Below are 25,459 nucleotides of genomic sequence, written 5' to 3' on the forward strand. Positions count from 1 at the left end.
TCGGCTTTGCAGGCCACGTCCGAAAGCTCCGAGAGCACGGGCGAACACATTCGTTCGTTTCGAATTCTCGGAGCTTTCCATGCCTTTTACCACCGTTTCCGGCGCTGCCATCCTCAATCCCGCACAGATCGAAGCCAGCCTGGTCAAACCGCTGGAATCCCTCGCGGCAATCGCCCTGTGCTCCACCATCGTCCGCACGCCGGGCGCATCCGCCCTGCGTATCCCGGTCACCGCCGCCACCCCTACCGCCTCGTTCGTCGCCGAGGGCGCGGAAATCCCCGTTACGGACGCAGACCTCGACGAATTGATACTCACCCCCCAGAAGCTCGCCGGGCTGTCCGTCATCACCTCCGAACTCGCGCAGTCCTCCACCCCGCAGGCCGCCGATATCGTCGGTGGCGGGCTGGCCAAGGACATCGCGAAGAAGCTGGACATGGGAGCGTTCGGGAGCCTGCCCGCTCCCGCCCCGGCAGGGCTCGCCGCCCTATCCGGGGTCCAAGCCGTGACCGCTCACGTGTCCGGTGGCAAACTGACCGATTTCGATTGGGCCGCCGAAGCCGAGAGCCTGTCCGTGCTCGCAGGCGGTGACATCACACACTGGGTCGCCGCCCCCGATGCCGCATTGCTGGTCGCCACGACGCCACTGGGAGGCGTAGGCGGGCTCATGCCCGCGTTGCAACCGGACCCAACCCTGCCCACCCGCCGCCAGGTCCTCGGGCGACCCCTGATCGTGTCCCCTGCCGTCGCGCCGCGAACCATCTGGGGAATCGACAACACCCGCAGCTTCCTAGCCATCGCCGAAGAGGTCACCTTGGAAACCGACCGCAGCGTGTACTTCACCTCCGACCGCATCGCGATCCGCGCCAAACTCCGCGTCTCCTACGGCTGGCCCGAACCCGCCACCGTCGTAAAGATCACCATCCCGGAGTAGCCGAATGAACCACACCCCCACTCACGCACACGGCTCGTCGGTGCTGTGTCGCGTCCGAGGTCCACACCTCGTGTTCGACCCCACCACGGGTACGCACGTCGGCGCTGACGGACTCGTACGCGTCCGCCACGACACCGCAGCGAAATGGGCACAACGAGGCTGGGCAGACATCATCCCTGAACAGACCCAGCACGAAATTGGCGCGCGCGCCAAAACCACTGCGGCCCAACGGAACGACGCCGCCACAGCAAGGAAACGTGCTACCGCACAACCGCGAGCCGCTACGCACTGATCACGTGCCTACCAGCACCCGAGGGGACGTAGCCCAACCAGGCACAAACCGGAACCCGGGCCGCCCCACCCCTCCCACCCGGTCTTATATCGCACCGGGTCGCTCTGTGGTTCGCGGCCCGTACGGTATCCACGGGTGTTTTTTCGGGACAGGCGATGCCACGCGTTGCCCCGGCGTCCTGGAGACTATCGAGCGTCGGGGCGCGGGTCCCGCATCGACGCCGGCCGTTCGGCGGGGAAGAACGCGCCCGGCACCGTCGCGGGAATCTTCCGGCGCTGCTTCCGAACGGCGGTGTCGAGCCGGTCGAAGCGCTGAAGAAGCGCGATGCCCTCCAAAACGGTCTGACGATGCGACTCCATCGCGTCGTCGAAGGACACGGCAGGATCTTCGTCCCTGAAGATCCTCGCAATGGCATGCATCGCATCGTTGCGGGCTACCGACCATGTCTTGATCTCGGCGACCACCTCACGGAAGGCGGGATCGAACTCCACCCCCGGATCATTCTTGTGGCCAACCAATTTGCGACACAACGTGCCGACCGCGGAAACCGAGATCGAGTCCGCACCCACCAGATGAGCGAGGCGACTCGCGAGCCTGTCCCCGATCAGGGAGTCGAGAATCGCAATCGCCTCGAGGTGGTACCCCTGGCTCAGGCAGCGCTCGACCCTGTCGAACGCGTCGGCATAGCGACGCCAGCGCTTGTTGCCGAGCCCGTTCCCACGCGACTTCTCGCGCATGAGATCAACCATCGTTCCCCCTCCGTGCAGCATGTGTGGCGGCGGTCAGCCTATCGTGAGATGCCCTCGCGCACCGGGGATCTCAGGCCCCGTGCCGAGAGGGGTTCTGTGTCGAGCGACCCCGGCTCGCTCTGTCAAGGCTGCGCACGGACGTTCCCGAACAACCGTCCTCAGAGAGCTACGCAGACCGGACTTCAAGTGCCCTGCGAATCAACGCCCGTGCTGCCTCTCCTTTGACGGCCTGTTCCACCAAGGACAAGAAGGTCCTTTCGTATTCAGCAAGCTCGCGGGGTTGGGTGATGACGAGTTCAGCCGTCACGGTTTCGACCTGTACCCGATGTCGGTCGAACATCAGAAAATTATTGGTCGGGCATCGAAACCTGGAAGTGCGCGGGATGATCCCCAAAGACAAGCGTGACGAACGGGTGTCATCTGACAAGCTCGAAAGTTGCGAAACCATGATTTCATCATCACCAACTGTCGTGTAAAGCGCTTGCTCAGCCAGAAGAAAATGGAAGCGTCGCCGCCCATTCCGTCGAAGAATGTTCTGCCGCTCCATGCGAACCTCCACGGCCGCTTTCACATTGTCAGGACCACCGGAAAAGTTGATGCATGTCTTCAAGACTTCCGTCGCATATTCCCGAGTCTGAAGCAATCCTGGTATCAGGTCGGGATCGTAACCTCGGACAAGTCTGGCACGTTCTTCGATTTGCGCCGTCTTCTTTTGAATGCCGTGCGACTGAATCCGCTTCCACTCCAGATACGCGGATTCTATATTTCGGACGGAAGCAATCAAATCAGGAAGTTGCAGCGTGGAGTCAGTCAGTACACACCACGTCTGTACGTCTTGCTCGGAAGGGATCTGCTTTCCGTGCTCGTAACGGGATACCTTCGAGTTGTCCCACCCAGCAAGACGGGCCAGTTCGAGGCCCGTCAGACCAGCTTCCCTTCTGAGTTCGCGAAGACGCGCCCCCAATGTGTCGCGTGCTTGCTGGATTCCACTCACAGCGCAGGGTGGTATTCCGCGTGCGGTATGGCGAGAGGCCAGGCAGCGTCGCGGACGGCCAAGCAATACCGAAGTATGGCAGGATCGGTCGTGAGTGCCAGACCGCCCAGGTTGCCATCCGTCTTGAACGCCGTAAAGGCTACAGCTTCGTCATCCAATGTCCACCAATCGTCCGCTGTCAATGCATTTGGGTCTATTACGTGCCGGGGAAGCCAGCGAACATCTTCCCCGGATTCTACGTTTATTCGTGTAGTGGCGTACAAGAACCGTGCGTAATCAGTAAGCGGCTCACTAACCACTCGTAACCGTTGGATGCGCCGACCTGTGTCGGTGATATCTCTAATCAGGAACTCCCACGAAGACCACGATTCATCGAAGTTGCCGGTACGGATGAACTCAGCCAGATCTTCTTCCTCATCTGCTACGGAGTACTCATCCTGGGTTTCGAGATGGAAAGCCCCTCGCTTGCAGCTCTTGAGCCTCTCCCTGAATTCGTGGGCGTTAAGGAGTATCATCGTCCGGTCGAATCTCCCTTGCTTTCGGTACTTCTATGCTCTGCTCATACTCAAGAATTTTCATCTGCGACAGTTCGGCCGGATCGGTGATCGGCTCACCTTCAAGGTAGAACGTCCCGTGTCCGCTGTCTTCGAGTCTCGCGCCGAGGCAACTGCCTGGCTCAAGGTAGCCCAGAAGCTTGTGCGGGATCTCGACGCGCCTTATGTCGTCCTCCAAGAGCTTCCAGCCGATCATGACGTAACTGTCGTCCGTCGCGAACAGAGCCGGGGAGCCGTCGCGACGGGTGTCCGTGCCAAGGTGGCGAAGGTGCCTCATGATGGTGGTCCTTTGCGTGGAACCGGATTTATCCGACACCTGAGGGTGCGCCGTTATTCCTGATCAGGTCAATAGCCTGACTCAAAGTGCTGCAAACATCTACAAACCTGTAGACCAGGGTGCGCAAGCTTCCATAGCGTCTGATCAGGCGTTCGGGGCCGGTGCAGTCGTCTCGGTCCCGAGCTGCCTTGCCAGTGTGGGCCGTCTGCCGGGGAGAGATCGTGAAGCGCCAACTACCGCAACGGAAGCCAGGAACGTACCGCTTCACCGCGTGGACGGTTCCTATGCCGTCCGTCGAGCTGATGGCACGGTTCGCCGATGCCAGAGACCGCTGGGCGGCTGAGGATCCCGAGATCAGCCGATCGCGGACAAGGGGCTGAGATGGCTTATCAGCGAAGGGTCTACGAGTTCCCCGGCGGCTTCCTGGAAACCAACACCTATGGAGACGAAGACGACTCGGGCGTCTACTTGGAGTTCTTCCGGTCGGATGAAGACCGCCAGGACGACGAACGACCGGAGGCGGGACATGCGGTATAGGGCGACGGTATTGGGCTATCTCCGAACCGATGTGTCCGGCATGGCGTTGCTGTGGGACCAGAGCCAGCTTCGCAAGCGCGCCGAACAGCTGGGCCTGGACTTTGCTGACATGGTCGTTTATGACCCTCGATTCGGTCGGCCACCGCTGGCCCGGCTGAAAGCGCAAGCCACCCGGTTGCGTGCTGAGGCCATCATCGTGCCCAGCGCTGAACACTTCGCGGGCGGACAGATTCCGGTCGATCTGATTCGCCGGGTGGACATCATCACCGTGACACCGCAGGAGACCTACGCACGGCGCGTCGTGCCGCCGCTGCCGGACCTCCCACCTACCAGCGCGGACGAAGTATAACCACCAGAACCACTCCGATGCTCGGGAACCTGGGAGGGAGGTAACCGCATGTTCGGACCTTGATCAGCGGAGACGCTGACCTTCTGCACTTCATTCAGCTGTTGGCACACAATGGCTATGGAGACCCCCGGCAATCGCAACCGCGCCGGGGGTCTGCTCAGACCACGAGAACCGTGTCCGGTCGGATCGAGGCTGCGTTCTGCCCTGGCAACGGCTTTGCGGAATGGCGTCGGCGCGCCGGGGGCGACCACGGCAACCGTGGAGTGTTCAGTTCATAGAATCCCTTCGTGACGGATCCCACACAGATCACCGACGACCAGATCGCAGCAAAATGGCGCGAAATCGGGCCGCTAATCGAGCGTGTGATGCAACGACTGGACACGAAGAACGAGTTTCCAGTCGAAGCGGGTTCTTCACTCGCGGGGGACGATAGTGCCAGCCAGCCATATCAGGTGTCACATGCTGTTCGCTGCTGCATCCATGCCGGAGTGGATCACCTGCATGCGCTGAAGCGTCAAGTTGTTGACGCAGGTGTAGTGCATACGATGGCACCGTTCAGCCTCGCGCGTGGAGCCCTAGAGAACCTTTCAATCGCCTACTGGATCTTGCACCCCAAGGAGCGGGACGAGCGGATCACGCGTGCGCTCCGATGGCATGCGCAGAACGTGAAAGATAACGAACGCGCGAACGGTCCACAGGGCCGGGGCCTTCCGAACTGCGAGGCTGAGCCCTACCTGCTCAAGATCGAGGCAGTCGGTCGAAAGCGGCCTGGTGTACCGGTAGCGGCCATCCCCAAGCAGCCGGGCATGGCGGCGGTAAAGGCCATCCGTGATGGCCACACGAGCTCCGAAGCCGTGAAGTACTCCCAAGACAATGCTGTAACCGCTGGATCAGTCTTGTGGGCCTGGCAACTCTGCTCGGGCTTCGCCCACGGCCGCCAATGGGCCATCCTCGGTGTCTCAGACCGCGAAACGCACCCAACCTCGGATCCGGATGTGATGCACCTCCGGTTAAGTGCGAATCTCGGAGCTGTCCAGTTGGTGGCGCTTGAAGCGCTTCACCTTCTGACCGATGTCCTGCGCACGTACGACCAGCGCGCAGGCTCGCATCTGGAGCAGATTGTCAAATGAGTGGCTCTCAATGCTCGTGAGCATTGCACGAGGACCGGACTCCGCCCTCTGCGGTATGAGATCGGCCGACCGTTGGCGGCGGGAACGAGAGGCGAGGGATGGGATACGCGTCGATCGAACCTGGTGTGATGCCCAGCAATCAGGCACGAATCTGGCACGGGTCTTTCACAGGTCTGGTGGATAGGAGTCGGCCCCTGAGCATACGCAATGCTCAGGGGCCATTTCGTGTCTCAACCACACGAGTCGGGGTGACAGGATTTGAACCTGCGACCTCTTCGTCCCGAACGAAGCGCGCTACCAAGCTGCGCCACACCCCGTGAAGCGAACGGGGAGTAGCTTAGCGCACGGTGGGGGTGGACGTTAAATCGGCTGGTCAGGGGATCAAATGAGGCGGAGGGTGGTGAGGAGGCGGCGGGCGAAGGCGGGGTCTATGGAGCGGTCTACGCCGGTGTCGGCGGCGATGGTGAGGACTATGGAGTTGGTGGTGCCGCCGGAGACGGCGAAGGTGTAGACGGAGAAGGTGTCGGCGCAGCGGGGGTCGGGGGCGGTGAAGGTACCGGTGGTTTCCATGAAGACGCCCTGGAGGGAACCGTCGGTGTTGGTGAGGGGTTCACCGGGGGTGGAGGTGACGGCGGAGCCGGTGGTCCAGCCGATGCGGGCGATCTTCTCGCCGATCTCGCGGGCCGAGGCGGTGGCGTCGGGGTTGGTGGTGGCGCTCAGGAACATGTTGGTGCGCACGAAATCGGTGCAGTAGTTGACGCCCTCGGTGGTGAGGCCGGAGACGGGGACGGTCTCGTCGGTGCTGGCGAACTCCTTGATCGACTCGTCGAGCACCCAGTCCTGCGGGACATCCCAGGCCGCGCCGATATCGGTGGGGGAGATCACCTGATAGCCGGGGATGACGGGCGACGGAGTGGTCGGTCCCGTCGTCGGCTGGGTGGTTCTGGTCGTGGTGGTCGGCTTGGCCGCGGAGGTGGTGGTCGGACCCGCGACCGGTTCCTCGGAGTCGCGGTTCACCAGGATGACGGCCACCGTGGCGACCAGCGCCAGCACCACGATGCCGATACCCGCGAACAGCAAGCCCTTTCGGCCGCCGCCGGATGGTGGACCGTACTGGTTCGGAGGGAATGGCGCGGGGCCGGACCGGTACGGGTTCGGCGCCGACGGATTCGCCATCGTTCCGAACGGATTCGGAACAGTTCCGGACGGGTTCGAAAAAGGTCCGGAGAGATGCGGAACAGGTCCGGGTGGAGGCGAAGCAGGTCCGGAAGGATGTGATTGTGGCGCAGTGGGATTCGGCACCGGCCCGGATTGCCGCGGTGCGGGTCCGGGCGCGTACGGCGGATAGCCCCCGTACCCGCCCGGTGCCCCGTACCCAGCCTGCGTCGTCGGGTCGCCGGGCTGCTCCGGGTGGCGCGGCTGCGACTGCCACCGCGAACCGGGTTCGGGAGCGCCCTCCCACCATTCCGGATTCCGCTGTGTCCCATCGTCATCGCGGTCGTTGGAGCCACTGGTCATGGTCGACCCCCTGTTTCTTGCGGCCGTCGATCCGCCTAGATGGGGCGGAGAGTGGCCAGGAGTTGCTTGGCGAAATCTGTGGTCACGGCCTTGTCCACACCCGTGTCCGCGATGATGGTCAGCACGAAAGCGCCACTGTCGCCGGGGAATCCGAAGGTGTAGATGGCGTAGGTGGACGCGCAGCCCGGGCTCGGCGCGGGAGCGTTGCCGGTGGTTTCCACGAAGACACCCTCCAGCTTGCCGTCGGAGGTCCGGAACGATTCGGCGGGGCCCGGCGTGGAGTCCGTGGAGGTGGTGTACGCGAATCCGATCACGCGGGCGGTGACGTCGGAGATCGCCCGCACCGGATCCGATTCGTCGGATTGGGTCAGGAACATATTGGTGCGCACGTAGTCGGGGCAGTAGCCCGCGCCCTCCTGCGCCACCCCCGCCACCGGCAAAGCGTCAGCGCCGTAGCCGATTTCGACGGTGCTCCGGTCGATCTCCCAATCGGCGGGCACATCGTAGGCCGCGCCGTTCTCCGGAAGCACGACCACCTGGTACCCGGGGATCACCGCGGCGGGCGCGGTGGGGCGGGCCGCCGTGGTCCGGGGAGCGGTGCTCGTGGACGGAGCGGAGTTCTCCGTGGTCAGCGCGCTCACCATGGACGGTGTGCTGCCCGGCGAGGCGGAATCGGCCGAATCCCGGTTCACCAGCGCGACCGCCGTGACCGCGCCGACGACCACCAACGCCAGCACCCCGATGCCCGCGAAGAGCAAACCCTTGCCGCGCTTGCCGTTCGGCGGCTGGCCACCGCCCGGGGGCCTGTACCCGGGTGCGCCACCGTACGGTGGCTGCCCGCCGTATCCGGCCCCGCCGTATCCGGCGTGCACGGTCTGATCCATTGGACTCGCCTGGTACGCGGCGGTCGGCGGCCCGGCCGGAGCAGAGCCGGGCCAGGACTGAGCAGAACCGGGCCAGGGCTGCTCACTCGGCCGGTGCGGGGCGACCCCCGGCGGTCCGGTCGGGCGAGGACCGGGATGGCCCTGCGGTCCGGTCGGATATGGGCCGAGGCCAGCCTGCGGTCCGGTCGGGTACGGACCACGACTTCCCTGCGGCGGATCCTGCGCGCCCTGCCACCACTGCGGCTCCGGCTGATTGCGGTCGTCGCCACTCATGGTCGTCCCCTGCCTGTCGTATCACCGCGTTGTATATCGCGGCCGACGCCTATCGCGCAGCAGTGGCCGAAGACGCGGTGATCCCGCGCCCGCTATCGGCGGCCTGCTTCTTCGGCGGAGCGCCCACCAGCGTGAGGAGGGTGGCCTCGGGGCGGCAGCAGAACCGGTACGGGGCCCACGGCGAGGTGCCCAGGCCCGCCGACACGTGCAGGCGGGTGTGCTCGCCCCAGCGCGACGCGCCCTTGACCCGGGAGCGGTCGATGCCGCAGTTGGTGACCAGTGCGCCGTAGAACGGCAGGCACAGCTGGCCGCCGTGCGTATGCCCGGCCATGACCAGGTCGTAGCCGTCGTCGGCGAACCGGTCCAGCACCCGCGGCTCGGGGGAGTGGGTGAGGCCGATGCTCAAGTCCGCCAGGGGGTTCGGTGCGCCCGCCACGGTGTCGTAGCGATCCCGCTTCAGGTGCGGGTCGTCGACGCCCGCGGTCGAGATCTTCACCCCGGCGACCTCGATATCGCGGCGCACGTGCGTCAGGTCCAGCCAGCCCCGCTCACTGAAGGCGGCGCGCAGATCCTGCCATGGCAGCGGGTCGCCGAAGACCCGCTTGTGGTCCTTCTCGAAGTACTTCAGCGGATTCTTCGGCACCGGCGCGAAGTAGTCGTTGCTGCCGAAGATGAAGATGCCGGGACGCGCCAGCAGTCCGCCCAACGACTGCACGACGGACGGCACCGCCTTCGGATGCGCCAGATTGTCGCCGGTGTTCACCACCAGATCCGGTTCCAGCCGATCCAGCTCCCGCACCCACGCCTGCTTCAACTGCTGGCCGGGCGTCATGTGCAGATCGCTGATGTGTAGCACGCGTAGCGAGGGCTTACCCGGTTCGAGCACCGGTAGCGTCGCCTCCCGCAGCACGAATGCGTTCCGTTCGATGAGCGAGGCGTAACCGATTCCGGCGACCGCGGCCCCGGCGGCTCCCAGAGCGGCGTTTCGCAGGGCGGAGGTCGAGATAACGGGCATTCGCCCAGAATAGGCGACCTGCGGGGGAAACATCGACTTGTATGAGGCGTGGACCACTCCGGGGCGTCGACACCGGGAAAAAGAGTGGCGGGTGCGGGGGCCGCGAGCGGTAGCGTGGGCGCATGTCGGAACTCAAGGCGAAGCTGCGTACGGACCTCACGGCCGCGATGAAGGCCAAGGACGCGCTGCGGCTCAACACGCTGCGCATGCTGCTGTCGGCCGTGCAGAACGCGGAGGTCGCGGGTACCGAGGCTCGGGAGCTCTCCGATGCCGAGGTGATCACGGTGCTGTCCAAGGAAGCCAAGAAGCGCAACGAGGCCGCCGTCGTCTACGAGCAGAACGGTCGCGGGGAGCTCGCCGCCAACGAGCGCGCGGAGGAGTCGATCATCGAGGAGTACCTCCCCACGCCGCTCACCGACGCGGAGGTCGCGAATATCGCCGACACCGCCATCGCCCAGGTGGCCGAGCAGAACGGGGAGCGCCCCGGCATGAAGCAGATGGGCCAGGTCATGAAGATCGCGACCGCCCTCGCCGCGGGCCGCGCCGACGGCTCGCGCATCTCGGCGGCGGTCAAGGCTCGGCTCTAGCCGAGGGCGTCACTTCCCGCCGGGAACAGCGAAATCGCCCGGGTGCACTGTGCACCCGGGCGATTCTCGTCGGTGTCCCGCTAGCGCGGGATGGGTATCGGTAATGGGATCGGTGGCAACTGCGGGAGACCGGGCAGGCTCGGCACGCCCGGTGGTGGTACCGGCGTCTGCACCGGGGCCGGGCGCTCACTGCCGTCGCTCACGTAGATGGTGACCACCGAGCCCGGAATCGCCGATCCGTCCGGCGAGATGCTGAGCACGGTGCCCTTGGTCGGCCCGGGGGCGGAGGCGACCGACACCTGGAAGCCCGCGCCGATCAGGGTCGAGGTGGCCTCGCCCTGGCTCATGCCGACGACATCGGGGATCTGGGCATTGTTGGAACCGCGCACGTACTTGTCGTCCAGTGGCGGGAACGCCAGCGGCGGGAAGCGGTCGAGCACGTTCTTCATCGCGCCCATCCAGGTGCGGGCCGGTTCGTTACCGCCGAACAGGTCGCCGCTGTAGCAGTTGCGCAGCGGGAACGAGCAGATCTCGCCGGGCGTCGGGGTGTCGCCGTAGATGTAGGCCGCACCCGCGAACGAGTTGGTGAACGCCAGGAACGCCGAGGAGCGGTGCGATTCGGTGGTACCGGTCTTCGCCGACAGCGGCCCGTTCCAGCCCACCGAGCGGGCCGCGCCCGCCGCCGTACCGCTGATGTCGTCCTTGCCCATGGCATTGGCGAGGGTGTGCGCCAGACCCGGCTCCACCACCTGCTCACACGCCTGCTGCGTCAGCGGCACCGGTTTGCCGTTGCGGTCGAGCACCTCGCGGATCGGGGTGGGCGGGCACCATTTGCCGCCGGAGGCCAGCGTCGCCGCCACATTCGACAGCTCGAGCGGATTGATGGCGACCGGCCCCAGCGTGAACGAGCCCAGGTTCTGGTTCTTCACCATGTCGGCCAGGCTCTGGTTGCCGAAGCCGGAGGTGCCGGGCTGGGTGTAGGAGCGCATGCCCAGCCGCACCGCCATATCCACCGTCGGCTCGACGCCCACGTCCCGGATCAGCTTGACGAAGGTGGTGTTGGGCGAGGTCGCCAGCGCCTCGGTCACCGACATGGGCGACTTGTAGGAACCGGCGTTCTTCACGCAGTAGGTCTCGGCCGGGCAGCCGGGGGTGTTGGAGTTACCCATGCCCCGGGCCTGGAAGGTGGACGGCACATCCAGCTGGGCGCTGATGCCGAGGCCCTTCTCCATGGCGGCGGCGGTGGTGAACAGCTTGAACACCGAGCCCGCGCCGTCACCGACCATCGAGTACGGCTGCGGCTGCACCGTCTGATTCGCCGCCGCGTCGAGTCCGTAGGTGCGGCTCGACGCCATGGCCAGCACCGGATGCGAATCCTGGCCGGGCGCGACGATATTCATGACCTGGGCGATATCGTCCAGGTTCGGGTCGGCGTTCTGCGTCACCGACGCCTTCACCGCGTCCTGGACGACCGGGTCGAGGGTGGTGCGGATCAGGTAGCCGCCCTTGTCGATCTGGTCGCGGCTGATGCCCGCGTTGGCCAGGTACTGGAGGGCGTAGTCGCAGAAGAAGCCGCGGTCGTAGGCCGCGATGCAGCCGCGCGGCAGCCCCTTGGGCTCCGGCAGCACGCCCAGCGGTTCGGCCTTGGCCTTGCGGAATTCGTCGGCGCGGCTGGGGATGTTCTGGATCATGGTGTCCAGCACGGTGTTGCGCCGCTCCAGCACGCCCTGCGGATTGGTGTAGGGGTTGAGCTTGGAGCTGGACTGCACCATGCCCGCGAGCATGGCCGACTGCACCACGTTCAGATCCTTGGCGTCGATGCCGAAGTAGGTCTGCGCGGCGTCCTGGATGCCGTAGGAGGAATTGCCGAAGGGCACCAGGTTCAGATACCGGGTGAGGATCTCGTCCTTGGTGAGCTGCTTGTCCAGGGTGAGCGCCATCCGGATCTCGCGGATCTTGCGGGCCGGGGTGGTCTCGATGGCGGCGCGGCGCTCGGCGTCGGTCTTGGCCACCACCAGCAGCAGGTAGTTCTTCACGTACTGCTGGTCGAGCGTGGAGGCGCCCTGCTGCACTTCACCGCTGGAGGTGTTGGTGAGGAAGGCGCGGAAGGTGCCCTGCCAGTCCACGCCGTGGTGGTCGGCGAAGCGGCGGTCCTCGATGGACACGATCGCCAGCTTCATGTCGTTGGAGATCTTCTCGCTGGGCACCTCGAACCGGCGCTGCTCGTACAGCCAGGCGAACGGGGTGCCGTTCGCGTCGACCATGGTGGACACCGCGGGGACAGTGCCCTCCACCAGTTCGGCGGAGACATTGTCGACGGCGTCCGCGGCGCGGTTGGAGATGTATCCGAATCCACCGGCGAGCGGGAAGAGCAGCCCGGCGAGCAGCACGGCGGCCAGTACGCAGCTGCCGGCGAGTCTCGCGAGCGTTCGTGATATCGGCACGAGTCCTAGCCTAATTGGCCTCGCGGGCACTCGGTGTGCGCGTGTCGTCGGCGTCGGTTTGTCACAAATGAGGCCGACTGCCCGGTTCCATGTCTCGATTGCATGGACGGACGTACCAGAAAATCTCGGCACGGTCTTGCGCAGGGCGCGCACCACTATCTAGATTGAGAACCCAGTGTGATAGAGCTAACACTCAAAGTGGAATGTGGTGCGGAACGCAGCGGGGTTGGGTAGCTGCGCGTCGTACGCGATTCTGGAGCGCCGTGACCCGGTGTTCGGACTGCAAAGGGGCACACCAAATGCACATGACTACCCCGATCGCTCGATTGGACGTGGAGCAGGCCGAAGCGAGAATCGCCTGGGTTTCCCAGGCCCGATGCAAGGAAGTGGATCCCGACCAGCTGTTCGTGCGTGGCGCGGCGCAGCGCAAGGCGGCCACCATCTGCCGGCATTGCCCGGTGTTGATGGAGTGCGGCGCTGACGCCCTCGACAATCGCGTCGAGTTCGGAGTGTGGGGCGGCATGACCGAGCGGCAGCGCCGGGCGCTGTTGAAGCAGCACCCGGAGGTGACATCCTGGGCGGACTTCTTCCGTGTCCAGCGTCAGCAGAAGGTAGCGATGTAACCCGTATACCGATTAGCAGAACGGACCGAGCCCGCGTATAGCGGGCTCGGTCCGTTTCTGGGGCAAAATCGGTCGTTTCGAACAGACCGTACCAATCGGAAGAGGGTCACTTATGTCCGATTGCTACTGCGGTGCAGCTTGATTCGACTGTCACATTCACGCCGATCGGGCGGGTGCCGCGGGCTCGGCGAGCTGTGCGCCCACCGCCCGCAGCGCCTCCAGATCGGCGACCTCGAACGGCAGGGCGGGCACGGCGGCGATCGGCACCCGCGGATGCGCGCCCGTGAACCGGTGCAGCAGGTGCTGTTCCCGCCGAGCCGTCTCGGCGCGGTGTGCGTGGATGCGGAGTACGGCGGCGGTCAGCGTGGCCGCGGTCGCCTCGGCGTTCTCGGTGCCGTCGGCCGGGGCCAGCCGGTCGGCGGCCACCAGCGCCTCCTGCGCGGACAGTGAACTCAGCACCGGGTGGGTGCGATTGAGCACCAGCCCGGCCAGCGGCATCTTGTCCGTGGAGAGCCGATCGACGAAGAACGACGCCTCCCGCAGCGCGTCCGGCTCGGCCGTCGCGACCACCACGAAGTGGGTGCCCGGCCGCGACAGCATGGCGTAGGTGCGGTCCGCGCGATCCTGGAAGCCGCCGAACATGGACTCCAGCGACTGTAGGAACAGGGAGGCGTCCTTGAGCAGCTGCCCGCCCACGATGGTGGACACACCGCGTAGCGCCAGGCTCATGGCCCCGGTCACCAGGCGGCCCACGCCGCGACCCGGCATCATGATCACGCGAATCATGCGGCCGTTGAGGAAGTTCCCGAGCCGCTTGGGCGCGTCCAGGAAATCCAGCGCATTGCGTGAGGGCGGAGTGTCCACCACGATCAGGTCCCACTCGCGCTTGGCGGCGAGCTGGCCCAGCTTCTCCATGGCCATGTACTCCTGCGTCCCGCCGAAGGACGAGGCCACCGTCTGGTAGATCGGGTTGGCGAAGACCTGCTCGGCCTTCTCCGGGCTGGTGTGCTCGAGCACCATCTCGTCGAAGGTGCGGCGCATGTTCAGCATCATGGCGTACAGCTCGCCCTTGGCGTCGGGGCCCAGCTGCACCCGCTGCGGGGTGTTGCCCAGGTCCGACACGCCCAGCGACTGCGCCAGCCGCCGCGCCGGGTCGATGGTCAACACCACCACGCGACGGCCTTCCTCCGCGGCGCGCAACGCGATGGCCGCGGCCGTGGTGGTCTTGCCCACGCCACCGGACCCGCAGCACACCACGATGCGCGAGGCGGGATCGTTGATGATCTTCGAAAGCTCCAGCGGGACCGTACTTGCCGGAAGAATCATGGTCAGCGAACCCCCTGCGCGCTCAGATATTCGGCCAGCTCGTAGAGCCCGCCCAGATCCATGCCGTCGGCCAGCGACGGCAGGTACAGCCGGGAGATATCCACCGCGGCGAGTTCCGACGCGCTCTCGTCCTGTGCCTGCAAACGCGCCGAATGCTCCACGGCCTCGGTGACCAGGCCCTGGAAATCCTGCTCCGACAGCGTGATTCCGGCCTCGGCCAGACCCGACTTCAGCGCCTCGGCGTCGAGCTCGCCCCGGGCGGCCTCGGCCCGTGCGCCGCGCGGCAGGTAGCCTTCGCTCGCCCGGTTCACGATCACCGTGCCGATATTCAGGTCGTTCGCGGTCAATTCGGCGACCGCGTCGGCGGTTTCCTGCACCGGCAGCGCCTCCAGCAGCGTGACCAGATGGATCATGGTCTGCTCGGAGTGCAGCAGCTTGGACACGCCCTCGGCCTGCGCGGCGATCGGCCCGCCCTTGGCGATCTCCGCCATGGCCTGGGTGACGTCCAGGAAGCTGGCGATGCGGCCGGTCGGCGGGGCGTCGATGACGATCTCGTCATAGGCCGGTTTGCCCGACTTGTCGACGCGCACCGCGCATTCCTTGATCTTGCCGGTGAGGATCACGTCCCGCAGCCCCGGCGCGATGGTGGTGACGAACTCGATGGCGCCCACCCGGCGCATGGCGCGCCCGGCGAAACCCAGGTTGTAGAACATGTCCAGGTATTCCAGGAACGCATGCTCGACATCCAGGGCCAGCGCCACCACCTCGCCGCCGCCGTCCGCGGTGGCGATGCGGGTCTCGGTGGGCGGCAGCGGTGGTACGTCGAAGAGTTGGGCGATGGACTGCCGACCCTCCACCTCCACCAGCAGCACCCGACGACCACCGGCCGCCAGTGCGAGCGCCAGTGCCGCCGCGACCGTCGACTTCCCGGTCCCCCCTTTCCCCGAGACATAGTGCAGGCGGGCCTTCTCGGCCCGCTGCGGCCATCCTGTTTGGACCCCTGGCTCCGCCGAAACGGGCACTGCGATCGGTACTCCCACGTCCGCGAGCCTATAACTCGTTCCTTATTCCTGCCCAGAGGATGACCAGGACTGTCTGGTACACCACGTTTCGACCGGCCGATTCGCCATTCGTCCGGCACGGTCGGGAGGGCCGGGGATGCCTTGCGCCGCACCCGAGCTCTACGCTCACCCCATGAGTGATGTGACCGCGTGGGAATACGCGACCGTGCCGCTGCTGACGCATGCGACCAAGGCGATCCTCGACCAGTGGGGCGCCGACGGTTGGGAACTCGTCACCGTGCTGCCCGGACCGACCGGTGAGCAGCACGTGGCCTACCTGAAGCGGCCCAAGAACTGATGAGCGCCGCAGCGGCCACCAACTGGGCCGAGAACCTGGAGAAGCTGGGGCTCACCCTGCCCCCGGTCGCGGCGCCCGTCGCGGCGTACATCCCCGCCATCCGCAGTGGTATCCACGTCTACACCTCCGGGCAGCTGCCCTTCCGCGACGGTGAACTCACCGCCGTCGGCAAGGTCGGGGCCGAGGTGAGCCTGGAGCAGGCCAAGGAGGCGGCCAAGTACTGCGCGCTCAACGCACTGGCCGCCGTGCACGGACTGGTCGGGCTCGACAATGTGGTGCGGATCGTGAAGGTCGTCGGATTCGTCGCCTCCGCACCGGGATTCACCGACCAGCCGGTGGTCGTCAACGGCGCGTCGGAACTGCTCGGCGAGGTCTTCGGTGAGGCGGGCGTGCACGCGCGCTCCGCGGTCGGCGTCTTCGAACTGCCGAAGAACACCCCCGTCGAGGTCGAACTCATCGCCGAGGTGCGCTCTGCCTGATTGCCTCCGCTGCGCTCCGGCGGGTTCGCGGCGCTGAAAGTCTCGGTTCTTCCCTCCTCCGCTCCTCCGCTTCGCTCCCCCGCTCCGTCAGTCCAGAACCGAGACGCGCCGCGAACCTCGGGGCGCGGCGCAGGGGCGGGGGTGTGGCGGACGGGTCTGGTGTGTGGCGGCTCGATCCGGTAAGGACGGGGATATGACCCTCAACCATCCCGCGTACGAGCGGGTGCGACAGGTGACGCCGAGCGCCGCGGTGCTGCTGGCGGACAATCCCGGCCAGATGACGCTGGAGGGCACCAACACCTGGCTGCTGCGGGCGCCGCAGGCGTCGGGGTGGGTGGTGGTGGATCCTGGTCCCAAGGACCGGGCGCACTCCGAGGCCATCGCGCGCGCCACCGACGGGGATATCGCGCTCACCCTCATCACCCACCACCACCATGACCACACCGGGGGCATCGATCGGCTGGTCCGGCTCACCGGCACGCCCGTGCGGGCGGTGGACTCGGGCTTCCTGCACGGCGGCGGCACCGAACTGCTGGACGGCGAGGTCATCGAGGCGGCGGGCGTCCGGCTGACCGCCGTGGCGACCCCGGGGCACACCGCCGACTCGGTGAGCCTGCTGCTCGACGGCCCCGACGACGCCGATGCCGCGGTACTGACCGGCGACACCGTGCTCGGCAGCGGCACCACGGTGTTGGAATCCCGTGACGACGCCCTCGCCGACTACCTGGCCTCCCTGCGCCGCCTGGCCGAGATCGCCCCCGGCCGCACGCTGCTGCCCGCCCACGGACCCGACCATCTCGACGCCGAACCCGTGATCGGCTACTACCTGAAGCACCGCGAGGAACGTCTCCAACAGGTCCGTGACGCATTGGAGAAACTCGGCCCCAAGGCCAAGCCGCTCCAGATCGTCGCGCACGTCTACGCGGACGTGGACAAGCGGCTGTGGCCCGCGGCGCACAGCTCGGTGAAAGCCCAACTCGCCTACATCCGCAGCCACGGCTGACAGTGGCGAGGCTCCGCCGTCACCACGGGTGACGGCCGCTCGCCGGTACCCGGTACCTCACCGGGCGCGGACACACGCAGGACCGGGACGCCACCTCGGCGGTGACGACCCGGTCCGTGCGAGTCCGAGATTCGCCCGCGTCAGCGCGCGCGGCGGGCCAGCCGCTCCGAGTCGGAGATCAGCACGCTCTTGCCCTCGAGGCGCAGCCAGCCCCGGTGCGCGAAGTCGGCCAGGGCCTTGTTCACGGTTTCGCGGGAGGCGCCGACCAGCTGGGCGATCTCCTCCTGGGTGAGGTCGTGGGTGACGCGCAGGGCGCCCGCCTCCTGGGTGCCGAAACGCTGTGCGAGCTGCAGCAGCGCCTTGGCGACACGACCCGGCACGTCGGTGAAGATGAGGTCGGCGAGGTTGTTGTTGGTGCGGCGCAGACGGCGCGCCAACACACGCAACAGCTGCTCGGCGATCTCCGGCCGCTGATCGATCCACGACTTCAACGCGTCGCGATCCATCGTGACCGCCCGCACCTCGGTGACCGTGGTGGCCGTCGAGGTGCGCGGGCCCGGGTCGAAGATCGACAGCTCACCGAACATGTCCGACGGGCCCATGATGGTCAGCAGGTTCTCCCGACCGTCCGGGGACCGGCGGCCGATCTTCACCTTGCCGGACGTGATGATGTACAGGCGGTCGCCGGGCTCACCCTCGTTGAAAATGACATGGCCGCGCGGGAAGTCCACGGGCTGAAGCTGTTTGGCGAGGGCCGCCACGGCGGTTGGCTCGACGCCTTGGAAGATGCCTGCTCTGGCGAGGGCCTCGTCCACGAATGTGCTCCTTATGGGAAATGGCTCTGTCCTGGACCGAAGCTGATTCGGCCGACAGTGCAGTCTACTTTGCAATATGTCCGGGTAGTGATAGACACCACGCGCCGCGTTCAATCTCCGACACGCGGAGGCCCTTTTCACGACGCCCACTGTCGGCCCTCGCGACACACAGAAGCCCACTACAGCGACACGCGGTGCGTTTCCTGCGACACACGGGTCCGGTGCTCACGACACGCAGAACATAATTCTGCGACACGCGTAACTTTCGCAACCTGCGGGTCGGCCGCGTCGCATTCGAGCGGCCGCTGTGCGGCGCTCAGCTGGCCTGCGCCACATCCATGGCTTCACCGCGGGTCCGCCGCGGCCGCGGGCGCGCCGCAGCGGCCGGAAGTCCCAATTTGGTCAGATCGCTGACCTCGGCATTCGTCGCCCTATCCAGGTACTGCCGCACCTCTTCGTCCGGTTCGAGCAGCTTGCGGAGCCGGTTCTCGACTCGTTCCATCCCCAGTGCGAACAGCATCAGCACCACCGGGAAGAGCACCACAGCGAGTCCTTGCATACGGGTGAGTAAACACGCCCAAGGTCTCAGATGGAACACGGGAGGTGCGCAGCCCGGTTGTCGGCCGGTTCTGGTTCCGTAAGGTGGACGCGTGCGTGTCTCCGAATCCAGCGCTGCCGCGCGAAGCGGTAAAGCGCGGTCCGCCGATGCCGTCGTGCCCGCGGCGGCGAGTGAAAGCGCCACCGCGCCGCAAGCGTTCGAGCGACCGGTGAAAGCGAATCCGCGCCGCAATGAGACCCGTACGGGTCTGGTGCGCCGCGCCCGCCGGATGTACCGCGATCTGACCGTCGCATTTCCCGACGCGCACTGCGAACTCGATTTCACCACGCCACTCGAATTGGCCGTGGCCACAATTCTTTCCGCGCAGTGCACCGATGTGCGGGTGAACATGACCACCCCGGTGTTGTTCGCGAAGTATCCCGATGCGCGCGCCTATGCCGAAGCCGATCGCACCGAGCTGGAGGAGTACATCCGGCCGACCGGTTTCTACCGCAACAAGGCGTCCGCGCTCATCGGCCTCGGCCAGGCGCTCATGGAGCGCTACGACGGCGAGCTACCCGATACGCTCGACAAGCTCGTGCAGCTGCCCGGCATCGGGCGCAAGACCGCGAACGTCATCCTCGGCAATGCCTTCGATGTGCCCGGTATCACGGTCGACACCCACTTCGGTCGCCTGGTGCAGCGCTGGAAATGGACCACCGAGGACGACCCGGTCAAGATCGAGCACGCGGTCGGCGCACTCATCGAGCGCAAACACTGGACCATGCTCTCGCACCGGGTGATCTTCCACGGCCGTCGCGTCTGCCACGCCCGCAAACCCGCGTGCGGGGCCTGCCTGCTCGCCAAGGACTGCCCGTCCTACGGCACCGGACCCACCGATCCCGCCACCGCCGCCGCCCTGGTCAAGGGACCCGAGACCGAGCATCTGCTCGAGTTGGTGGGGCTGTGAGACCCGAGCGGTCGGGGGACGAGCAGAGATCACGTGGACTGTCGCACCGGCCGGTGCTGCGGTGGGGGCTGCTCGCCGTCGTGGTGGCCGTCGCGCTGACGGTGGCGCTGTGGCCGCGCGACGCGAGCGACGACACCACCGCCGAGGGCGGCGCGACCCGCCCCGTTCCGGTCGTATCCGAACAGGATCGCGCCGCCGCCGCGCTGGCCGCGTGCCCGCGGCCCGGCGGCGCGCCCGTCGGCGACGGCCCGCTGCGCGGCATCACGCTGACCTGCCTGGCAGACGGGCAGCCCGTCGATCTGGCCGCCGCCTTGGCGGGCAAACCCGCACTGCTCAACCTGTGGGCCTACTGGTGCGGCCCGTGCGCCGAGGAACTACCTCTGCTACAACAGTTTTCGGATCGAGCCGCCGGTGCGGTTACGGTGCTGACCGTGCACAGTGATCCCGATGCGGTGAAGGCGTTGGTGCGACTGACCGATCTCGGCGTCCACCTGCCGGGCGTGGCGGACGCCGACGCCCGGGTGCGGGTCGCGGTCGGGACCGGGCCCTACTACCCGCAGTCGGTGCTGCTGCGGGCCGACGGCACCGTGGCCGATATCGTCCGGCGCACCTTCACCAGCGTCGACGACATCGCGGCGACCGTCGACGCCCAGCTCGGAGTGCAGGCATGAGATACGAGATTTCCACCGACGGCGTTCCGCAGTGGCTGCGCGGGGTGGTCGAACACGATCCGGCCGACCCCACCGGCATCAATCCGGTGCTGCGCCGCACCGTGATGCGCAAGGCCGTGCGGAAGGTCGCCGGTGCCGCCGGCATGACGCGCGACGCCGCCGTGCTGGTGCTGTTCGGCGGACAGCCCGACCCCGACCCGAACGCGCCCGGCGGTCTGCCCGAGGACGCGAATGTGCTGCTCACCCAGCGCGCCGCCACCCTGCGCCAGCACAGCGGGCAGGTCGCCTTCCCCGGCGGCGCGGTCGACCCCGGTGACGAGGGTCCGATCTTCACCGCCCTGCGGGAGGCTGAGGAGGAGACCGGCCTGGACCCGGGCGGCGTGCAGCCGCTGTCCGTCCTGCCCAAGATCTTCGTGCCGCCGTCGGGCTTCGACGTCACCCCCGTGGTCGGCTACTGGCGCACCCCCGGGGAAGTGGGGGTGGTCAGCGCGGCCGAGGCCACCCGGGTGGCCCGGGTGCCGCTGTCCGAACTGCTCGATCCGGCCAACCGGTTCGTGGTCCGGCATCCGCTCGGCTACATGGGTCCGGCCTTCGCGGTGGACGGCATGCTGGTCTGGGGATTCACCGCGGGCGTGCTCGCGGGGCTGCTCGCGGTATCCGGCTGGGAGAAAGAATGGGACCATCACGATGTGCGTGATCTACAGGCCTCGTTGGCCGCGGTAGGGATGACGTTATGAGCGCCTCGGCCTGGCTCGACCTCGGTGTCCTGATCATCGCGCTACTGGCCGCCTCCTCCGGGTGGCGGCAGGGCGCGGTCGCCTCGGCGCTCGCCTTCCTAGGTGTCGTGCTGGGGGCCGTGGCGGGCATCCTCATCGCGCCGCACATCCTCATCCACCTGAGCGAGGGCCGCAGCCGCGTGCTGGTGGGCGTGGTGCTCATCGTCGTGCTGGTGATCATCGGCGAGGTGGCGGGCATGGTGCTGGGCCGCGCCGCGCGCAGCGGCATGCGCGACCCCTTCACCCGCAGTGTGGACAGCGTGGTCGGCGCGGGCCTGCAGACGGCCGCGGTACTGGCCACCGCATGGCTGCTGGCCCTGCCGCTGACCAGCTCCTCGCAGCCGAATATCGCCGCGGCCGTGCAGAATTCGCGGGTGCTGGCCGAGGTGAACTCGGTGGCGCCGGACTGGCTGCGGCAGCTGCCCAACGAATTCTCCAGCCTGCTCAACACCTCCGGACTGCCCGATGTCATCGGCCCGTTCGGCCAGGTGTCGGTGGCGGCCGTGGAGCCGCCCGACGCGAGCGTGCTGCAGTTGCCGGTGGCGCAGCAGTTGCAGCTCAGCGTGCTGCGCATCCGCGGGCAGGCACCCAGTTGCCAACGCGCACTGGAGGGTTCCGGATTCGTGGTCGCGCCCGAGCGCGTCATGACCAACGCGCATGTGGTGGCGGGCACCAACAAGGTCAGCGTGGACACCGTGCGCGGGCCGCTGTCGGCCACCGTGGTGCTGTTCGATCCGATGAAGGACATCGCGATCCTCGACGTGCCCGGATTGGCTTCCCCGGTCATTCCGCTGGCCCCGGAAGCGGCGGCGGCCGGGGAGAGCTCCATCGTGCTCGGCTACCCCGGCGGCGGGGCCTATTCGGCCAGCGCGGCCCGGGTACGGGAGACCCTGGACCTCAAGGGGCCGAACATCTACCGCGACGGGAACGTGCAGCGCGAGGTGTACACCGTGCGCGGGCTGGTGCGCGCGGGCAACTCCGGTGGGCCGCTGGTGGACACCGAGGGGCAGGTGCTCGGAGTCGTGTTCGGCGCGGCGGTCACCGACGAGGACACCGGGTATGTGCTGACGCTCAACGAGGTTCGCGGCGAGCTGGACAACGCGTCCGCCTTCACCGCGCCGGTGGCGACCGGGCAGTGCGTGCTGAGCTGACCGGCGCGGCGGTTCAGGCCAGGAGGTTCAGGCCAGAAGTTTGGCCAGTTCCGCGGTGACCGCCTCGGGGTTCTCCTGGTGGGCGAAATGGCCCGCGTCCGGGATGCCGACCAGGCGGCGTTCGGGGGAGAGGTGGTGGCCGCGGCGGACGGTGGCGGCGAGGATGTAGCGGTCGCCGTCGCCGTGCAGGGCGAGTACCGGGATGCGCACCGGTTCGCGCATGGTCGCCATGAAGCGCTTGCCGTCCGGCCGCCACTGACTGCGGAAGGCCCAGCGCTGGTACTCCAGGGCGCAATGCGACGCGCCCGGGATGCGAATGGCGGCGCGCATCCGGGCGGCGGTGTCGGCGAACTCGGCGCTGTGCGACCAGCGTTCGCTCACCCGCTGCCGCAGCAGCCGCTCCAGCTCCGCGCCATCGGCCTTGGTGAGCAGCCGCTCCCCGTAGCGCGGCAGCTGGTAGCGCAGGAAATTGGGCAGCCAGGCCCGCCGCTGCCGCCCGTCGCGCAGCACCATGTGCTTGAGCGCCGCCGGATGCGGTGAGCTGATCAGGGCGATGGACCGCACCACGCGCGGATGCAGCACCGCGGTCGCCCAGCACACCAGACCACCCTCGGCGTGTCCGACGAGCGTGGCCTCGGTGTGCCCGAGTGCGCGGATCAGACCCGCCACATCACCGGCCAGGGTCCAGCCGTCGTAACCGCGCGGCGGCTTGTCGGAATCCCCGTAGCCGCGCAGATCCACCGCCACGGCCCGGAAACCGCGCGCGGCGAGTCCGGTGAGCTGGTGTCGCCACGACCACCAGAAATCGCCGAAACCGTGCAGCAGCACCACCAGCGGCGTGCCCGGATCTATCGGCGGCACACCGGCTCCGGGCTCCGCCTCGACCACATGGAAGCGAATGCCGTTGGCATGCACGTCCCGATGGGTCCACGGGCCCTCGTAGCGGACGGTGGACGGATCCGGAAGCGAGTTCGACGACACTCCCGGAAGCGTAATGGAAGACCTACGCCCGGAACTTGTCGAGCGAGGCCGGCGCGGCCTCGTGCGCCCCGGGCGCGCCGAAACCGCTGGGCAGCACGGTCTTCGCCTCCTTGAGCGATTCGATGGTCTTCTCGGGGGCGCGCAGCTTGCGCACCTTGAGATAGCCCAGCCCGCCGAAGGCCGCCACGGCCACCACCATCAGCAGGAAGACGAGGAGGAAAGCCAGCCAGCGCCACATCCACATATCCAGCAGCTCGGCCAGGAAGAAGAAGAAAAAGAACGAGCTGAACAGCAGGATGGTCAGCGCCACGATGAAGTAGACGCTGCCCTGCAGGCCCTTCTTGATCTCACCGGTGACCTCGGCCTTGGCGAGTTCCACCTCGGCGCGCACCAGCGTCGACATCTGTTCGGTGGCATCACGAACCAGTCCGCCGATGCTTTCGGAGCGAGCATCGACCTCGGACAGTGGAATCGAGGTGAGGGTACGGGCGTGACGCCCTTCCTGACCGTTGCCGCCCTGTGTGAAGCTCAATTGCTCGACCCTTCTCCGTGTCAGTCGACCCGTCCCGGTACCGCCCGGTCAGTCACTCTCTTGTTCCTGCAGTGCCCGCTCGTCTCGCGCTGCCTGGTGAACGCGGCCACGACGCAACAGTAGCGCCGAACCCACCAGAGAAGCCGCCAACGACGTGAGCAACACGGCCGCCTTCGCGAGTTCCACCGCGGAACCGTCGCCGACATCCGCGAGTGCGAGTTCTGCCACCAAGAGGCTAACGGTGAAGCCGATCGCACCGAGGACCGACAGGGCGAACATATCCCGATAGGCGAGATCGGTGGGCTTCTTGGCCAGTCCCAACCGGATTGCGGCCCAGGCGAATCCGAAGATGCCCACGGTCTTGCCCACCAGCAGCCCGAGCACGATGGCCAGGCCGAGGCGGTTGGTGAAGATCTCCGAGAGCACGTCGGCGTTCAGCGTGACGCCGGAGGCGAACAGTGCGAACACCGGCACGCAGAAGCCCGCCGAGATGGGCTGGAAGAAGTGCTCCAGGTTGGCGGCGGGCACGCAGTGCTCGTCCTCGTCCGGATCCGGACGCACGCGGGTCAACAAGCCCAGCGCCACGCCCGCCAGGGTCGGGTGGATGCCCGCCTCGTGCAGCGCGTACCAGGCCACCAGCGCCACCGGCACGTACAGGATCGGCGTGCTCACCCGGTACTTCTGACCCGTCCACCAGATCGCGAAGCACAGGATCGCCGCCAGCAGCCACAGCATCTTCACCGTGGTGGTGAACAGCACGGCGATCAGGATGATGGCGATCAGATCGTCGACAACCGCCAGACTCAGCAGGAAGACGCGCGCGGCGGCCGGAATCCGGGAACCGGTGAGCGCCAGCACGCCCAGTGCGAAGGCGATATCGGTGGCCACCGGAATGGCCCAGCCGCGGTCCATGCCCTCCACGCCCCAGCCGACCGCGACGGCGATGAGCGCGGGCAGCAGCACGCCGCCGAACGCCGCGATGATCGGCAGGGAAGCGCTCTTGCGGTCGGCGAGTTCGCCGACCACCAGCTCACGTTTGAGCTCGAGTCCGGCGACGAAGAAGAAGATGGCGAGCAGACCGTCCTTGGTCCAGTCGGCCAGGGTGAGGTCCAGATGTAGCGGCGGAATCGCCAGCCGGGTGTCGACCATGGCCGTATAGCTGTCGCCCCACGGCGAGTTGACCCAGATCAGGGCGGCCGCGGCGGCGATGAGGAGCAGTGCGCCACCGAATGTTTCGGTCCGTAGGTAGCGGGAGAGCTCGGAGCGGACCTGGGTGATCACTCGGGCACCTTTCAGCCGGTTCGACAGAACAGCGGCGTGCGAAACCCATCCGGGAGTGATCGGCCACATGCCGCATGCCGACCAGACTTCCCGGCACACCTTTACGGGATTCTAATGGTTTGCCGGAAATGTTCCGACTTGGAGTGAAACGGCCCTGTGACTGTGCAGGTCACAGGGCCGTTCGCGCGCCGTGGGCGGTATCAGGCCCGGCGGGCCCGGATGGCCTCGAAGACGTTCGGGTCCACCAGGGTGGAGGTGTCGCCGAGTTCGCGGCCCTCGGCGACGTCGCGCAGCAGCCGGCGCATGATCTTGCCGGAGCGGGTCTTGGGCAGCTCGGGCACGATGTGGATCTCGCGGGGTTTGGCGATGGGCGAGATCTCGCGGGAGACCTCGGCCTTCAGTTCGGCGACGAGACTCTCA

29 protein-coding genes and 1 tRNA gene are annotated in these 25,459 nt (G+C 66.9%); 13 read left to right on the plus strand and 17 right to left on the minus strand.

Annotated features, from left to right (window positions below; all coding sequences use genetic code 11):
• Positions 1-79 precede the first annotated feature (79 nt).
• A complete protein-coding gene (locus tag ON31_RS02365) occupies positions 80-931 on the plus strand; it encodes a phage major capsid protein (protein ID WP_039808837.1) in 852 nt (283 codons plus the stop codon).
• 477 nt (positions 932-1,408) lie between these two features.
• Here the strand turns inward: ON31_RS02365 and ON31_RS02370 are convergent, their stop codons facing one another.
• From ON31_RS02370 to ON31_RS02380, 4 genes are all read right to left on the minus strand, one after another.
• A complete protein-coding gene (locus ON31_RS02370) occupies positions 1,409-1,972 on the minus strand; it encodes a hypothetical protein (RefSeq protein WP_039808838.1) in 564 nt (187 codons plus the stop codon).
• A 166-nt stretch (positions 1,973-2,138) separates the two neighbouring features.
• Complete coding sequence (locus tag ON31_RS02375; RefSeq protein WP_039808840.1) at positions 2,139-2,966, minus strand: helix-turn-helix domain-containing protein; 828 nt, start codon at positions 2,964-2,966, stop codon at positions 2,139-2,141.
• A complete protein-coding gene (locus tag ON31_RS38490) occupies positions 2,963-3,481 on the minus strand; it encodes a DUF6879 family protein (protein WP_370450376.1) in 519 nt (172 codons plus the stop codon). Before ON31_RS38490 ends, ON31_RS02375 begins: the two co-directional genes overlap by 4 nt.
• Positions 3,468-3,716, minus strand: coding sequence for a hypothetical protein (locus ON31_RS02380; protein WP_255221956.1), 249 nt, complete (start codon positions 3,714-3,716; stop codon positions 3,468-3,470). Before ON31_RS02380 ends, ON31_RS38490 begins: the two co-directional genes overlap by 14 nt.
• Positions 3,717-4,178: 462 nt before the next feature.
• Between ON31_RS02380 and ON31_RS36435 the strand changes: the two genes are divergently transcribed.
• The 3 genes from ON31_RS36435 to ON31_RS36440 all read left to right on the plus strand — a co-directional run bounded on the left by ON31_RS36435 (position 4,179) and on the right by ON31_RS36440 (position 5,813).
• Positions 4,179-4,334 (plus strand): hypothetical protein, encoded by a 156-nt coding sequence (locus tag ON31_RS36435; RefSeq protein ID WP_157533569.1) that lies wholly within the window; start codon positions 4,179-4,181, stop codon positions 4,332-4,334.
• Positions 4,335-4,374: 40 nt separating this feature from the next.
• Positions 4,375-4,683, plus strand: a complete 309-nt coding sequence (locus ON31_RS02385) for a hypothetical protein (protein WP_147287024.1) — start codon at positions 4,375-4,377, stop codon at positions 4,681-4,683.
• 287 nt (positions 4,684-4,970) lie between these two features.
• Positions 4,971-5,813, plus strand: a complete 843-nt coding sequence (locus tag ON31_RS36440) for a hypothetical protein (RefSeq protein ID WP_147287025.1) — start codon at positions 4,971-4,973, stop codon at positions 5,811-5,813.
• A gap of 243 nt (positions 5,814-6,056) precedes the next feature.
• Here the strand turns inward: ON31_RS36440 and ON31_RS02395 are convergent.
• The 4 genes from ON31_RS02395 to ON31_RS02410 all read right to left on the minus strand — a co-directional run bounded on the left by ON31_RS02395 (position 6,057) and on the right by ON31_RS02410 (position 9,503).
• Positions 6,057-6,130: transfer RNA gene (locus ON31_RS02395), tRNA-Pro, on the minus strand.
• A 64-nt stretch (positions 6,131-6,194) separates the two neighbouring features.
• Positions 6,195-6,893, minus strand: a complete 699-nt coding sequence (locus ON31_RS02400; RefSeq protein ID WP_039808845.1) for a DUF8017 domain-containing protein — start codon at positions 6,891-6,893, stop codon at positions 6,195-6,197.
• Between the two features lie 473 nt (positions 6,894-7,366).
• On the minus strand, positions 7,367-8,215 hold the full coding sequence (locus ON31_RS02405; RefSeq protein WP_039808847.1) for a DUF8017 domain-containing protein: 849 nt from the start codon (positions 8,213-8,215) through the stop codon (positions 7,367-7,369).
• 322 nt (positions 8,216-8,537) lie between these two features.
• Positions 8,538-9,503: a metallophosphoesterase gene (locus ON31_RS02410; RefSeq protein ID WP_039808849.1), complete on the minus strand. Its 966-nt coding sequence runs from the start codon at positions 9,501-9,503 to the stop codon at positions 8,538-8,540.
• Positions 9,504-9,625: 122 nt separating this feature from the next.
• On the opposite strand from ON31_RS02410, the gene ON31_RS02415 reads away from it, so the two are divergent.
• Complete coding sequence (locus ON31_RS02415) at positions 9,626-10,090, plus strand: GatB/YqeY domain-containing protein (protein ID WP_039808851.1); 465 nt, start codon at positions 9,626-9,628, stop codon at positions 10,088-10,090.
• Positions 10,091-10,170: 80 nt separating this feature from the next.
• On the opposite strand, the gene ON31_RS02420 is transcribed toward ON31_RS02415, so the two are convergent.
• Positions 10,171-12,534, minus strand: coding sequence for a penicillin-binding protein (locus ON31_RS02420; protein ID WP_051036714.1), 2,364 nt, complete (start codon positions 12,532-12,534; stop codon positions 10,171-10,173).
• Between the two features lie 299 nt (positions 12,535-12,833).
• On the opposite strand from ON31_RS02420, the gene ON31_RS02425 reads away from it, so the two are divergent.
• Positions 12,834-13,157, plus strand: a complete 324-nt coding sequence (locus ON31_RS02425; protein WP_029932757.1) for a WhiB family transcriptional regulator — start codon at positions 12,834-12,836, stop codon at positions 13,155-13,157.
• 156 nt (positions 13,158-13,313) lie between these two features.
• Here ON31_RS02425 and bagB read toward each other — a convergent pair whose 3' ends face one another.
• On the minus strand, positions 13,314-14,483 hold the full coding sequence (bagB, locus tag ON31_RS02430) for an ATPase BagB (RefSeq protein ID WP_039808854.1): 1,170 nt from the start codon (positions 14,481-14,483) through the stop codon (positions 13,314-13,316).
• Between the two features lie 2 nt (positions 14,484-14,485).
• Positions 14,486-15,505 carry an ATPase BagA gene (gene bagA / locus ON31_RS02435; RefSeq protein WP_029932755.1) on the minus strand — a complete coding sequence of 340 codons (1,020 nt, stop codon included), beginning with the start codon at positions 15,503-15,505 and terminating at the stop codon, positions 14,486-14,488.
• A gap of 172 nt (positions 15,506-15,677) precedes the next feature.
• Here bagA and sp36 point away from each other — a divergent pair, with 172 nt between their 5' ends.
• The 3 genes from sp36 (at position 15,678) to ON31_RS02445 (ending at position 17,324) form a co-directional block, all read left to right on the plus strand.
• Entirely contained in the window at positions 15,678-15,842 is a 165-nt protein-coding gene (gene sp36 / locus ON31_RS36160; RefSeq protein ID WP_085996322.1) for a Sp36 family protein, read from the plus strand.
• The gene (locus ON31_RS02440; protein WP_039808856.1) at positions 15,842-16,321 is read left to right on the plus strand and encodes a RidA family protein; all 480 of its coding nucleotides are present in this window, start codon (positions 15,842-15,844) and stop codon (positions 16,319-16,321) included. The genes sp36 and ON31_RS02440 overlap by 1 nt, the downstream gene beginning before the upstream one ends.
• A 193-nt stretch (positions 16,322-16,514) precedes the next feature.
• Positions 16,515-17,324 (plus strand): MBL fold metallo-hydrolase, encoded by an 810-nt coding sequence (locus tag ON31_RS02445; protein ID WP_039808858.1) that lies wholly within the window; start codon positions 16,515-16,517, stop codon positions 17,322-17,324.
• A gap of 140 nt (positions 17,325-17,464) precedes the next feature.
• On the opposite strand, the gene ON31_RS02450 is transcribed toward ON31_RS02445, so the two are convergent.
• Positions 17,465-18,139 (minus strand): Crp/Fnr family transcriptional regulator, encoded by a 675-nt coding sequence (locus tag ON31_RS02450; RefSeq protein ID WP_011206875.1) that lies wholly within the window; start codon positions 18,137-18,139, stop codon positions 17,465-17,467.
• A 316-nt stretch (positions 18,140-18,455) separates the two neighbouring features.
• Entirely contained in the window at positions 18,456-18,698 is a 243-nt protein-coding gene (locus ON31_RS02455; RefSeq protein ID WP_029932752.1) for a hypothetical protein, read from the minus strand.
• Between the two features lie 268 nt (positions 18,699-18,966).
• Here ON31_RS02455 and nth point away from each other — a divergent pair, with 268 nt between their 5' ends.
• The 4 genes from nth to ON31_RS02475 are packed head-to-tail and all read left to right on the plus strand — an operon-like array spanning position 18,967 to position 22,245.
• Positions 18,967-19,647: an endonuclease III gene (nth, locus tag ON31_RS02460; protein ID WP_081592172.1), complete on the plus strand. Its 681-nt coding sequence runs from the start codon at positions 18,967-18,969 to the stop codon at positions 19,645-19,647.
• A 38-nt stretch (positions 19,648-19,685) separates the two neighbouring features.
• On the plus strand, positions 19,686-20,318 hold the full coding sequence (locus ON31_RS02465) for a TlpA family protein disulfide reductase (protein WP_039808880.1): 633 nt from the start codon (positions 19,686-19,688) through the stop codon (positions 20,316-20,318).
• On the plus strand, positions 20,315-21,055 hold the full coding sequence (locus ON31_RS02470) for an NUDIX hydrolase (RefSeq protein WP_039808862.1): 741 nt from the start codon (positions 20,315-20,317) through the stop codon (positions 21,053-21,055). The genes ON31_RS02465 and ON31_RS02470 overlap by 4 nt, the downstream gene beginning before the upstream one ends.
• Positions 21,052-22,245: a MarP family serine protease gene (locus tag ON31_RS02475; protein WP_029932748.1), complete on the plus strand. Its 1,194-nt coding sequence runs from the start codon at positions 21,052-21,054 to the stop codon at positions 22,243-22,245. Before ON31_RS02470 ends, ON31_RS02475 begins: the two co-directional genes overlap by 4 nt.
• A 27-nt stretch (positions 22,246-22,272) precedes the next feature.
• Here ON31_RS02475 and ON31_RS02480 read toward each other — a convergent pair whose 3' ends face one another.
• The 4 genes from ON31_RS02480 to ON31_RS02495 all read right to left on the minus strand — a co-directional run.
• Positions 22,273-23,226 carry an alpha/beta fold hydrolase gene (locus ON31_RS02480; RefSeq protein WP_039808864.1) on the minus strand — a complete coding sequence of 318 codons (954 nt, stop codon included), beginning with the start codon at positions 23,224-23,226 and terminating at the stop codon, positions 22,273-22,275.
• A 22-nt stretch (positions 23,227-23,248) separates the two neighbouring features.
• Entirely contained in the window at positions 23,249-23,758 is a 510-nt protein-coding gene (locus ON31_RS02485; protein ID WP_029932746.1) for a phage holin family protein, read from the minus strand.
• A gap of 48 nt (positions 23,759-23,806) precedes the next feature.
• On the minus strand, positions 23,807-25,036 hold the full coding sequence (nhaA, locus tag ON31_RS02490) for a Na+/H+ antiporter NhaA (protein ID WP_039808882.1): 1,230 nt from the start codon (positions 25,034-25,036) through the stop codon (positions 23,807-23,809).
• A 203-nt stretch (positions 25,037-25,239) separates the two neighbouring features.
• A partial coding sequence (locus ON31_RS02495; RefSeq protein ID WP_039808866.1) for an AMP-binding enzyme occupies positions 25,240-25,459 on the minus strand: 220 nt, incomplete at its 5' end.

Origin of the sequence: Nocardia otitidiscaviarum NBRC 14405 (assembly GCF_000308635.1) — a bacterium.
GTDB classification, from domain to species: Bacteria; Actinomycetota; Actinomycetes; order Mycobacteriales; family Mycobacteriaceae; genus Nocardia; species Nocardia otitidiscaviarum.

Bases quoted from the DNA above. Each gene is read 5' to 3' on its own strand.
- ON31_RS02410 (WP_039808849.1), bottom strand. From the start codon at position 9,503: ATGCCCGTTATCTCGACCTCCGCCCTGCGAAACGCCGCTCTGGGAGCC.
- ON31_RS02370 (WP_039808838.1), bottom strand. From the start codon at position 1,972: ATGGTTGATCTCATGCGCGAGAAGTCGCGTGGGAACGGGCTCGGCAAC.
- ON31_RS02425 (WP_029932757.1), top strand. From the start codon at position 12,834: ATGCACATGACTACCCCGATCGCTCGATTGGACGTGGAGCAGGCCGAA.
- ON31_RS36435 (WP_157533569.1), top strand. From the start codon at position 4,179: ATGGCTTATCAGCGAAGGGTCTACGAGTTCCCCGGCGGCTTCCTGGAA.
- ON31_RS02455 (WP_029932752.1), bottom strand. From the start codon at position 18,698: ATGCAAGGACTCGCTGTGGTGCTCTTCCCGGTGGTGCTGATGCTGTTC.
- ON31_RS02440 (WP_039808856.1), top strand. From the start codon at position 15,842: ATGAGCGCCGCAGCGGCCACCAACTGGGCCGAGAACCTGGAGAAGCTG.
- sp36 (WP_085996322.1), top strand. From the start codon at position 15,678: ATGAGTGATGTGACCGCGTGGGAATACGCGACCGTGCCGCTGCTGACG.
- ON31_RS02470 (WP_039808862.1), top strand. From the start codon at position 20,315: ATGAGATACGAGATTTCCACCGACGGCGTTCCGCAGTGGCTGCGCGGG.
- nth (WP_081592172.1), top strand. From the start codon at position 18,967: ATGTACCGCGATCTGACCGTCGCATTTCCCGACGCGCACTGCGAACTC.
- ON31_RS02380 (WP_255221956.1), bottom strand. From the start codon at position 3,716: ATGATCGGCTGGAAGCTCTTGGAGGACGACATAAGGCGCGTCGAGATC.
- ON31_RS02405 (WP_039808847.1), bottom strand. From the start codon at position 8,215: ATGGATCAGACCGTGCACGCCGGATACGGCGGGGCCGGATACGGCGGG.
- ON31_RS02365 (WP_039808837.1), top strand. From the start codon at position 80: ATGCCTTTTACCACCGTTTCCGGCGCTGCCATCCTCAATCCCGCACAG.
- ON31_RS38490 (WP_370450376.1), bottom strand. From the start codon at position 3,481: ATGATACTCCTTAACGCCCACGAATTCAGGGAGAGGCTCAAGAGCTGC.
- ON31_RS02385 (WP_147287024.1), top strand. From the start codon at position 4,375: ATGGCGTTGCTGTGGGACCAGAGCCAGCTTCGCAAGCGCGCCGAACAG.
- bagB (WP_039808854.1), bottom strand. From the start codon at position 14,483: ATGATTCTTCCGGCAAGTACGGTCCCGCTGGAGCTTTCGAAGATCATC.
- ON31_RS02475 (WP_029932748.1), top strand. From the start codon at position 21,052: ATGAGCGCCTCGGCCTGGCTCGACCTCGGTGTCCTGATCATCGCGCTA.
- ON31_RS02445 (WP_039808858.1), top strand. From the start codon at position 16,515: ATGACCCTCAACCATCCCGCGTACGAGCGGGTGCGACAGGTGACGCCG.
- ON31_RS02415 (WP_039808851.1), top strand. From the start codon at position 9,626: ATGTCGGAACTCAAGGCGAAGCTGCGTACGGACCTCACGGCCGCGATG.